An 8,372-nucleotide genomic window follows, 5' to 3' on the forward strand; every position below is an offset into this window, starting at 1 on the left:
AAATGAACAACCGTTCAATAAAAGGGGCTGCGCGCATGTTCACGGCAGGGATGGAATTCGATCTGGGCGAGGACGTGAACGCGCTTCGCGACATGGTCCACCGCTGGTCGCAAGACCGCATCAAGCCGCTCGCGGCGGCAACCGACAAGGACAATGCCTTCCCCAACGCGCTTTGGCCCGAATTCGGCGAGCTCGGCCTTTTGGGCATCACGGTCCCCGAACAATGGGGCGGGGCGGGGATGGGCTATCTGGCCCATACGATCGCGACCGAGGAAATCGCGCGGGCTTCGGCCTCGATCAGCCTCTCTTATGGCGCGCATTCGAACCTGTGCGTCAATCAGATCAAGCTGAACGGTACCGATGCGCAGCGCGCGAAATACCTGCCGGACCTGTGTTCGGGCAAGGCGGTGGGCGCTCTGGCCATGTCCGAAGAAGGCGCAGGCAGCGATGTCGTCTCGATGAAGCTGCGCGCCGAGAAACGCGGCGACAGCTATGTTCTGAACGGCAACAAATACTGGATCACCAACGCCCCCGACGCCGACACTTTGGTCGTTTATGCCAAAACCGACCCCGAGGCCGGCAGCAAGGGCATCACCGCCTTCATCGTCGAGCGCGGCATGAAAGGCTTTTCCACGGGGCCGCATTTCGACAAGCTCGGGATGCGCGGCTCGAATACCGGCGAGCTGATCTTCGAGAATTGCGAGATCCCCGCCGAAAACATCCTCGGTCAGGAAGGCAAGGGCGTGCGCGTCCTGATGTCGGGCCTCGATTACGAGCGGTTGGTGCTGTCGGGGATCGGGCTCGGGATCATGGCGGCATGCCTTGACGAGGTTGTCCCCTATCTGCGCGAGCGCAAGCAGTTCGGCCAGCCGATCGGGTCCTTCCAGCTGATGCAGGGCAAGCTGGCCGATATGTATGTCGCGCTCAATACTGCGCGGGCCTATGTCTACGAGGTCGCGAAGGCTTGCGATGCGGGCCGTGTGACCCGTCAGGATGCGGCGGGCGCGGTCCTTTACGCCTCCGAACAGGCGATGGTTCAGGCCCATCAGGCGGTGCAGGCTTTGGGTGGCGCGGGCTTCCTGAGCGATAGCGTGGTCAGCCGGCTTTTCCGCGATGCCAAGCTGATGGAGATCGGCGCAGGCACCAGCGAAATCCGCCGCATGTTGATCGGCCGCGAATTGATGGTGCTGGCATGAGGGGCGGGTTTGTCGCAGCCGCGCTGCTTGTCGCTTTGGCCGCCCCTGCAGGCGCGCTTCGTGCGCAGGATGCACCGCAATATGACGGCGCGCTCCTGACCGCCTGCCTCGCGGGCAAAACCGGGGCCGAGGCGCGTTCGGCCTGTATCGGAGCGGCCTCCGACGCCTGTATGGCGCTTCCTGCGGGTCAGACGACGGCCGGTATGGTGCAATGTCTGGGTGCCGAGCGTGATGATTGGGACCGGCGCTTGAACAGCACCTACGCCACGCTGATGGCCGAGCAAAAGGCCGCCGACGACGAGCTGGCCGCCTTGGGCTCCGCCGTCAAACCGGAGCGCGCGCAATGGCTCAAGGAGATGCAGCGCAACTGGATCGGCTACCGCGATGCGGCCTGCCGTTTCGACGCGGCGCAATGGTCCGGCGGCACCGGTGCGGGTCCGTCCTCGACCAATTGCATGCTGGTGCTGACCGCCCGTCAGGTGCTGTTTCTGGAAAGCTATCTCGGACGGGACGGCTGAAGATGACGCGCCCCTCTCATCATGATGCGGACAGGCGGGGTGGGGGGCGCATCCTCGTTGCTTGGTCGACAGGCCGGAGCGATCCTCCGGCCCGTCGGTGCGCGGTATCAGAACTTCACGACATAAGAGGCACCGACCACCAGCGGATCGACCTCGACCTTGCCGATCTTCTTGCCGTTCAGATGGACGTCGCTGTTGATGTCGATCCAGCGGATGTCGGCTCGCAGCGCGGAGCGCTCGTTGATCTGGTAGTCGGTACCGGCATGCAGCGCCAAGCCGAAGCTGTGCTTGACGTCGAGCTTGCTGCCCGCGAGCGCGCCTTCGGATTTCTCCGAGAAGAAGCTCGTCCAGTTCACGCCGACGCCGAGGAAGGGCTTGAAGGGCGTATTCGTGTCGAAATGCGCCTGAAGCGAGATGACCGGCGGCAATTGCTTGACGGTTCCGACGCGGCCCAAACCGTCGATCTTGATGTCGTGTTTGAAGGGCGTGGCGGCCAGAATCTCGATCCCGAGGTTGTCCTTGATGAAATATTCCACGGTCAGGGTCGGGCGGGCATTTTTGCCGATGCTGGTCTTGAGACCGCCCTCGAGCGTGCCGGGATTATCCACCGGCGCGACATTGGCGATGCCGACGCCAACGGTCCAGTCTCCCGCCGATTGCGCCTGAACCGGCGCGGCCGGCGACAAAGCGAGCAGTGCGGCGCCCGCGAGGGAAAGAGTCTGCAGGGAAAGGGCTTTCATGACGATGTGCCTTCTTCTTGTTACGCGATTTGTTCCTCGAACACCCCCCGTTTGCCCGCCTTTGCCCGCGCCCGCCTTGACCCATGTCAAGCCGGCCCGCGCGGCCACGGCCGACCGGGGCGCGACCCATGCTGCGCGAGGTCACATCCGGCGCGGAATGCGCGCTATCCATCCTTGATCCCTGCCATCGAAAGGCCCCCAGCATGAAGCTGACCTCTGCCGCCCTGACCGGTTCCGACAGCTTTCGCGCCAATCGCGAGGCCCATCTCGCCATGCTCGACACCGTGCGGAATGCGGCCATGGCCGCTGCTGCGGGTGGCGGAGAAAAAGCGATGGAGCGTCACGTCTCGCGCGGGAAAATGCCGCCGCGCGAAAGGGTTGCGAACCTGCTGGACGCGGGCAGCCCGTTTCTGGAAATCGGCGCGACGGCTGCGCATGGCATGTACGGGGACGCGGCCCCCGGCGCGGGCGTGATCGCGGGGATCGGTCGCGTCATGGGGCAGGATGTCATGATCGTCGCCAATGACGCGACGGTCAAAGGCGGCACCTATTACCCGATGACCGTGAAGAAACACCTGCGGGCGCAGGAAGTCGCCGAGGAATGCGCGCTTCCCTGCATCTATCTGGTCGATTCGGGCGGTGCGAACCTGCCCAATCAGGACGAGGTCTTCCCCGACCGCGACCATTTCGGCCGCATCTTCTACAATCAGGCCCGCATGAGCGCCAAAGGCATTCCCCAGATCGCGGTGGTGATGGGGTCCAGCACGGCGGGCGGCGCTTATGTACCCGCGATGTCGGATGTGACGATCATCGTGCGCAATCAGGGTACGATCTTTCTGGCGGGCCCCCCTCTTGTGCGCGCGGCAACGGGCGAGGTGGTTTCAGCCGAGGATCTCGGCGGCGGCGATACCCATACGCGGCTTTCGGGCGTGGCCGATTATCTGGCCGAGGATGATGCCCATGCTCTGGCGCTTGCCCGTCAGGCCGTCAGCCACCTCAACCGCCAACGCCCGCAAACCGTGCTCTGGCAATCGCCCGAAGAGCCCGCCTATGACCCCGAAGAGATCTTGGGCGTCGTGCCCGCCGATCTCAAAACGCCCTACGACATCCGCGAGGTCATCGCCCGCACGGTCGACGGCTCGCGCTTTGACGAGTTCAAGGCGCGGTTCGGCGAAACCCTCGTGACAGGCTTTGCCCATATCGAAGGCTGCCCCGTCGGCATCATCGCCAATAACGGCGTGATCTTTTCCGAGGCCGCCCAGAAGGGCGCGCATTTCATCGAATTGTGCAGCCAGCGCAACATTCCGCTGATTTTCTTGCAAAACGTCACCGGCTTCATGGTCGGGCGCAAATATGAAAGCGAAGGCATCGCACGGCATGGCGCGAAAATGGTGACGGCGGTGGCGACGACCAATGTGCCCAAAATCACCATGCTGGTCGGCGGCTCTTTCGGGGCCGGAAACTACGGCATGTCGGGGCGTGCCTATTCGCCGCGCTTCCTCTGGAGCTGGCCCAACAGCCGCATCTCGGTCATGGGGGGCGAACAGGCGGCAGGCGTGCTCGCCACCGTCAAACGCGACGGGATTGAACGCGCGGGCGGCAGCTGGAGCGTCGAAGACGAAGCCGAATTCAAACGTCCCACCATCGAGATGTTCGAGCGCCAGTCCCACCCGCTCTATGCCTCGGCACGGCTCTGGGACGACGGCATCATTGACCCGAGAAAAACCCGCCGGATCCTCGCCCTGTCGCTGCGCGCCAGCCTCAACGCACCAATCGAGCCGACGCGTTTCGGCGTCTTCCGGATGTGAGGCCGCGATGACGGACCCGATTGCCCGCACCCGCCTCCCGTTTTCTTCATCACCCCAATACCCCCGTCCTGCGTTCCCCGCAGGCGCCCGCTTGGCCCCCGGAAAGGTGAGCGATGTTTGACAAGATCCTGATCGCCAACCGCGGCGAAATCGCCTGCCGCATCATCGATACCGCCCGCCGTCTGGGCCTGCGCAGCGTCGCGGTCTTTTCCGACGCCGACCGCGACGCGCGCCATGTCGCCATGGCCGACGAGGCCGTCCCGATCGGCGGACCCGCCCCCAAGGACAGCTACCTCCAAGGCGCGCGCATCATCGAAGCCGCCTTGCAAACCGGCGCGCAGGCCATTCATCCCGGCTACGGTTTCCTCAGCGAAAATCCCGATTTCGTCGATGCGGTCACGGCGGCGGGGCTGGTCTTCATCGGCCCCTCGAGCAGCGCGATCCGCAAAATGGGCCTGAAAGACGCCGCCAAAGCCCTGATGGAAGCGGCGGGCGTGCCCGTCGTTCCGGGCTATCACGGCAAAAATCAGGACGGCGACCACCTTGCCGAACAGGCCGAAGCGATCGGCTATCCGGTCTTGATCAAGGCCGTGGCGGGGGGCGGCGGCAAAGGCATGCGCCTCGTCGAAGAGCCTCAGGCCTTTGCGGCGGCGCTAGCCTCGGCGCGCAGCGAGGCCGAGACCGCTTTCGCCAATCCCGATGTGCTGATCGAGAAATACATCCCGAAACCGCGCCATATCGAGATGCAGGTCTTCGGCGACGGCACGTCGGCGGTCCATCTTTACGAACGCGACTGCTCGCTCCAGCGCCGCCACCAGAAGGTCATCGAGGAAGCCCCCGCACCGGGCATGACCGCAGAATTCCGCGCCGCCATGGGGGCCGCAGCCGTACGCGCCGCCGAGGCGATCGGCTATGCGGGTGCGGGAACGATCGAATTCATCGTCGACGGCAGCAACGGCCTGCGCCCCGACGGCTTCTGGTTCATGGAGATGAACACCCGCCTTCAGGTCGAACATCCCGTCACCGAGATGATCACCGGCATCGATCTGGTCGAATGGCAGCTCCGCGTCGCCAGCGGCGAGAGCCTGCCCGCAAAGCAGGACCAGATCAGGGTCCGCGGCCATGCTTTCGAGGCGCGCCTTTACGCAGAGGATGTCCCCGCAGGTTTCCTGCCCGCGACCGGCACGCTCTCGCATCTCGCCTTTCCCGACACCGCGCGGATCGAAACCGGCGTGCGCACCGGCGATGTGATCAGCCCTTGGTATGATCCGATGATCGCCAAAGTCGTGACCTGGGGGCCGACGCGGGGCAGCGCGCTCAAAAGCCTCGAAACCGCGCTCGAGGATACCGAGGTGGCGGGCTCGGTCACCAATCTCGATTTCCTGATCGCGCTGACCCGCCATGCGGGCTTCCGGCAGGGCGAAGTCGATACCGGCCTGATCGCGCGCGATCTCGAGGCGCTGACCGCCGAAGCCCCCGCCGATCCCCGCGATCTCGCGCTCGGCGTGCTGGGGCTTGCCGGTCTGGCCTGGCCCGATCCGGCCGCGTCCGGCGATCTCGGCGTTGCGCTGTGGCAGCCTTTGGCGCGGCGCATCGACTGGCAGGGCGGCAGCGCGCTTTTGGCGCTGGATTCGGCCATCTCTGCGCGGGTGACGATCGCGGAGCAGCACCATGATCTCGCCTTCCGCAACGGCGGCTGGTGGATCGACGGGCGTCCGCACAAGGCGCGCATTGTCGCCCATGCGGCGGGGGTCAGCGTGTTCGGGGCGCGCCACCTCCATCTCGTGCCGCTCGATCCTTTGGCGCGCGGCGGGTCCGAGACCGGCGGCGGACTGACGCTTTCGCCGATGCCGGGCCTTGTGCGCGCGGTCTTCGTCACCGCAGGACAGACGGTTGCGGCGGGTGATCCGCTGGCCGTTCTCGAAGCGATGAAGATGGAGCATACTTTGACGGCCGCCCGCGACGGGATCGTCGCCGAGGTTCTGGCCAAGGCCGGTGATCAGGTCGAGGCCGGTGCCGCGCTGATCCGTCTCGAAGAGGAGCAAGCCGATGCCTGATCCCGCCGCACCCCAAAAGGTCGAGATCTTCGAGATGGGCCCGCGAGACGGGCTCCAGAACGAAAAACGCCAGATCCCGACCGCCGAGAAAATCGCTCTGGTCGACCTGCTCTCGGGCGCGGGCTATCGCCGCATCGAGGTCACCAGCTTCGTCTCGCCGAAATGGGTGCCGCAAATGGGCGATGCCGCGGCGGTCATGGCGGGGATCGCGCGCAATCCTGCGGTCAGCTATGCCGCGCTGACCCCGAACATGCAGGGCTATCTTGCCGCCCGCGCCGCACGCGCGGGCGAAGTCGCAATTTTCGGCAGCGCGACGGAAAGTTTCTCGCGCGCCAACCTCAATGCCTCGATCGAGGAAAGCCTCGCCCGTTTCGCCCCGATCGTCGCCGCCGCCAAAGAGGACGGCATTCCCGTGCGCGGCTATGTCAGCGTCGTGACCGATTGCCCCTACGAGGGCGAGGTCGCCCCCGAACAGGTGGCGCGTGTCGTGGCCAGACTGCGCGAGCTGGGCTGTTACGAAATCAGTCTCGGCGAGACATTGGGCCGCGGCCTGCCCGAACGGGTCGATGCCATGCTCTCGGCGGTTCTGGGCGAGATGCCCGCCGAAAAGCTCGCGGGGCATTTCCACGATACCGGCGGCTGGGCGCTCGACAATATCGACGTCTCGCTGTCGCGCGGCCTGCGGGTCTTTGATGCGGCGGTGGGGGGCTTGGGCGGATGCCCCTATGCGCCCGGTGCCGCGGGCAATGTCGCGAGCGAGAAAGTCGCGGCCCATCTCGCCAATCTCGGCTATGACAGCGGGCTGGACCTTGACGCCGTGGCACAGGCCGCCGATTATGCCCGCGCCATCCGCAGCGGAGGCCCCGATGTCTGATCCCCTGTTCGAGACGATCCGCATCGCGCGCGACGACCGCGGCATCGCCACGCTCTGGCTCGCGCGCCCCGAGAAACACAACGCGCTTTCGGCAGCCATGATCGACGAGTTGACGCAGGCGGCGGTGCATCTGGGACAGGATGCGGGCATTCGCGCCGTCATCCTTGCCGCCGAGGGGCAAAGCTTCTGTGCGGGCGGTGATCTGGGCTGGATGCGCGCCCAGATCGAGGCAGACGCGCCGACAAGGCGGGCGGGCGCGAGGGCGCTTGCGATGATGCTTCATGCATTGAACGAGATGCCCAAACCCCTGATCGGGCGGGTGCAGGGCAATGCTTTCGGCGGCGGTGTCGGCATGATCTCGGTCTGCGATGTCGCGATTGCCGCGCATGGCGCGCGCTTTGCCCTGACCGAGACGCGGCTCGGCCTGATCCCCGCCACGATTGGTCCCTATGTTCTCGCGCGGATGGGCGAGAACAAGGCGCGGCGCGTCTTCATGTCGGGGCGGGTCTTCGGCAGCGAAGAGGCGGTCTCGCTGAACCTTCTGGCGGCGAGTCACGAGCCCGGGGCGCTTGACGCCGCGATCGAGGCCGAGGTTGTCCCCTATCTTTCGACCGCGCCCAAAGCCGTGGGCGCGGCCAAACGCCTCGCCCGCCGCCTCGGCCCGCCGATCGGCGCGGCGGAGATCGAACATTCGATCGAGGCGCTTGTGGCAGTTTGGGAAGACGACGAGGCGCGCCACGGCATCGAGGCCTTCTTCGCCAAGGAAAAGCCGCGCTGGCAACAGGGCTGAGCGCGGGTGGTGTCGCAGGGATTGCCTTGGTGGGCGGCGGATCGGCCGGTGCCTTGGCGCAGATCTGTCGGTTGCGCTGGCGGGGGTGGTTTCGCTGCCCTGATCGTTTTGTGACAGGGCGTGCGATGGGCGCGATCGCGGGCGGCTGATCGGTCTGCATGATCATATTGACCCCGCCAAGCTTGGCGCGGGTTGGTCATTGCTTCACGGCCGATGTGGCGGGGAACGGGATGACGGCCGCGAACGGAATGGGGAGGCGTCGCGTGCGATTTCGGATTGCCGATTGCGCGGGAAGCGGATTTTTCCAAGCCTGAAGCCTGAAGCCTGAAGCCTGAAGCCTGAAGCCTGAAGCCTGAAGCCTGAAGCCTGAAGCCTGAAGCCTGAAGCCT

At 65.5% G+C, this 8,372-nt stretch carries 8 protein-coding genes; 6 read left to right on the forward strand and 2 right to left on the reverse strand.

Features of this window, described 5'->3' with window-relative positions:
- Positions 1-35 precede the first annotated feature (35 nt).
- Positions 36-1,196, forward strand: coding sequence for an isovaleryl-CoA dehydrogenase (locus ACFFUC_RS05080; RefSeq protein WP_377684135.1), 1,161 nt, complete (start codon positions 36-38; stop codon positions 1,194-1,196).
- Positions 1,193-1,714: a lysozyme inhibitor LprI family protein gene (locus ACFFUC_RS05085; protein ID WP_377684137.1), complete on the forward strand. Its 522-nt coding sequence runs from the start codon at positions 1,193-1,195 to the stop codon at positions 1,712-1,714. Before ACFFUC_RS05080 ends, ACFFUC_RS05085 begins: the two co-directional genes overlap by 4 nt.
- A gap of 107 nt (positions 1,715-1,821) precedes the next feature.
- Here ACFFUC_RS05085 and ACFFUC_RS05090 read toward each other — a convergent pair whose 3' ends face one another.
- Positions 1,822-2,454, reverse strand: a complete 633-nt coding sequence (locus tag ACFFUC_RS05090) for an OmpW/AlkL family protein (RefSeq protein ID WP_377684139.1) — start codon at positions 2,452-2,454, stop codon at positions 1,822-1,824.
- Positions 2,455-2,657: 203 nt separating this feature from the next.
- Here ACFFUC_RS05090 and ACFFUC_RS05095 point away from each other — a divergent pair, with 203 nt between their 5' ends.
- From ACFFUC_RS05095 to ACFFUC_RS05110, 4 genes are all read left to right on the forward strand, one after another.
- On the forward strand, positions 2,658-4,262 hold the full coding sequence (locus ACFFUC_RS05095; RefSeq protein ID WP_377684140.1) for a carboxyl transferase domain-containing protein: 1,605 nt from the start codon (positions 2,658-2,660) through the stop codon (positions 4,260-4,262).
- Positions 4,263-4,375: 113 nt separating this feature from the next.
- The gene (locus tag ACFFUC_RS05100) at positions 4,376-6,319 is read left to right on the forward strand and encodes an acetyl/propionyl/methylcrotonyl-CoA carboxylase subunit alpha (RefSeq protein WP_377684142.1); all 1,944 of its coding nucleotides are present in this window, start codon (positions 4,376-4,378) and stop codon (positions 6,317-6,319) included.
- The gene (locus tag ACFFUC_RS05105) at positions 6,312-7,193 is read left to right on the forward strand and encodes a hydroxymethylglutaryl-CoA lyase (protein WP_377684144.1); all 882 of its coding nucleotides are present in this window, start codon (positions 6,312-6,314) and stop codon (positions 7,191-7,193) included. Before ACFFUC_RS05100 ends, ACFFUC_RS05105 begins: the two co-directional genes overlap by 8 nt.
- A 4-nt stretch (positions 7,194-7,197) precedes the next feature.
- Positions 7,198-7,983, forward strand: a complete 786-nt coding sequence (locus ACFFUC_RS05110; RefSeq protein ID WP_377684164.1) for a crotonase/enoyl-CoA hydratase family protein — start codon at positions 7,198-7,200, stop codon at positions 7,981-7,983.
- 196 nt (positions 7,984-8,179) lie between these two features.
- On the opposite strand, the gene ACFFUC_RS05115 is transcribed toward ACFFUC_RS05110, so the two are convergent.
- Positions 8,180-8,372 (reverse strand): hypothetical protein (locus ACFFUC_RS05115; RefSeq protein WP_377684146.1); only part of this gene is annotated, 193 nt, incomplete at its 5' end.

Origin of the sequence: Paracoccus cavernae (assembly GCF_042430175.1) — a bacterium.
Lineage (GTDB): Bacteria > Pseudomonadota > Alphaproteobacteria > Rhodobacterales > Rhodobacteraceae > Paracoccus > Paracoccus cavernae.